A 2,175-nucleotide genomic window follows, 5' to 3' on the forward strand; every position below is an offset into this window, starting at 1 on the left:
GTCGAGGATTCGGGCCAGTTCGGCGACGGTCGGGGCGCCGAACAGCTCGCGGATGCCGATCTCGACGTCCAGGACCGCACGGATCCGGACGATCAGCCGGATCGCCAGCAGCGAGTCCCCGCCACGCTCGAAGAAGGAGTCCTGCGCTCCCACCGTCTCCAGCCCGAGGACCTCGGCGAACAACCCGCACAGCACCTCCTCGGTCGGTGTCGCCGGACCGCGACCGGTGACCGCGCCCGCGAAGTCCGGGGCGGGCAGCGCGGCCCGGTCCAGCTTGCCGTTCGCCGTGACAGGCAACGCGTCCAGCACGACCACCGCGGCGGGGACCATGTAGTCCGGCAGCCGATCGGCCACGAAGTCACGGAGCACGCCTTCCTCGCATCGGCCGTTGGCCGGGACGACGTAGGCGACGAGCCGCTTCACGCCTGGCTGGTCCTCACGAGCGATCACCGCCGCCTGGCCGACCTGCTCGTGAGCGGCCAGCACGGCCTCCACCTCGGCGGGCTCGATCCGGAAGCCCCGGATCTTCACCTGCTCGTCCGCACGACCGGCGAACTCCAGGACGCCCGCCTCGTCCCACCTGGCCAGGTCACCCGTGCGATACATCCGCCCACCGTTGAACGGGCACGCCACGAACCGTTCGGCGGTCAGCCCGGCCCGCCCGACATATCCACGGGCCAGCGCCGGACCGGCGATGTAGAGCTCGCCGACCACGCCCGGTGGCACCGGGCGCAGCAGGTCGTCCAGCACGAACACCCGCGTGTTCCAGATCGGCCCGCCGATCGAGACGACCCCATCACCGTCCAGGGGCGGGCTCATCGTCGCGCAGACCGTCGACTCACTCGGCCCGTAGGCGTTGAACATCCGCCGCCCAGCCGACCACCGCTCCACCAGACCTGACGGGCACGCCTCACCCGCCACCACGATCGTTCCCAGCGAGGCCGGCAACTCCCCGACCGTCGCCAGCATCGACGGCGGCAGCGTCACATGCGTGACCCCCGCCTCACCGACCAACCCCTCCAGATCACTCTGCATCCGATCCGGATCCGCCAGCACCAGGGCAGAACCGGTCAGCAGGGCCATGCACAGCTCCCAGAACGCCGCATCGAACCCCAGCGCGGCGAACTGCAGCACCCGCGCACCCTCACCCAACCCGAACCGCTCGATCTGCCAGTCCGCCAGACTCCCCACACCCGCATGCGTCACCACCACACCCTTCGGCGTCCCCGTCGACCCCGAGGTGTAGATGACATAGGCCGGATGACCGGCACGCAACGGCCTCACCCGGTCCGCATCCGTGGGCGCGGCATCCCGACCAGTGGAGACGGCCGTCAGGTCCAGGCGTTCAACCCCGAAACCCTCCACCAGGCCCGCGGTCGCCTGCGTGCAGACCACCACGGCGGGACGAGCATCACCGAGCATGAAGCCGATCCGATCGGCCGGATACTCCGGGTCGATCGGCAGGTAAGCGGCACCGGACTTGGCCACCCCCAGCACCACCACCGGAAGGTCCACCGACCGCTCCACCAGCACACCGACCACATCCTCAGGGCCCACGCCCCGAGCGATCAGCTCATGCGCAACCCGGTTGGCACGGGCATCCACCTCGGCATAGCTCAGCTCCGCGCCCTCGAACACCACCGCCACCGCATCCGGGCAACACGCCACCTGAGCCTCGAACAACTCCGCCAGCGTCCCCTCCCGCACCGACCGGGAGGTGTCGTTCCACCCCTCAAGCACCCGGTGCCGCTCATCGGCCGCCAGCACCTCCAGATCCCCGACACGAACCCGCGGATCCGCGGCCACCTGCTCCAGCACCCGCACCAACCGCTCCGCCAACGCCCGCACAGACCCCTCATCGAACAGGTCCACGGCGTAGTCGATCGCTCCGCTCATGCCCGCGGGGGCGCCGCGCTCGTCGCGCAACTCGGCGAAGGTGATCTCCAGATCGAACCGTGCCGAGACCATCTCGTCGGTCCGCAGCGGCCGGACGTCCAGGCCGGGCAGCACGTTCAGCGATCGGGACTCGGACACGTGATGCAGCGTCAGCGCCACCTGGAACAGCGGGTGCCGTGCCAGCGAACGGGCGGGGTTGAGGTCCTCCACCAGCCGCTCGAACGGCAGATCCTGATGCGCGAAAGCCGCCAGATCGGCCTCCCGCACCCGCTCCAACAC

At 70.2% G+C, this 2,175-nt stretch carries 1 protein-coding gene; it reads right to left on the minus strand.

From position 1 onward, the window contains the following. Positions 1-2,163 (minus strand): non-ribosomal peptide synthetase (locus ACFPZN_RS55885; protein WP_378293534.1); only part of this gene is annotated, 2,163 nt, incomplete at its 3' end. Between the last annotated feature and the right edge of the window lie 12 nt (positions 2,164-2,175).

It is taken from the genome of Actinomadura rugatobispora, assembly GCF_042656285.1.
Classification (GTDB): Bacteria; Actinomycetota; Actinomycetes; order Streptosporangiales; family Streptosporangiaceae; genus Spirillospora; species Spirillospora rugatobispora.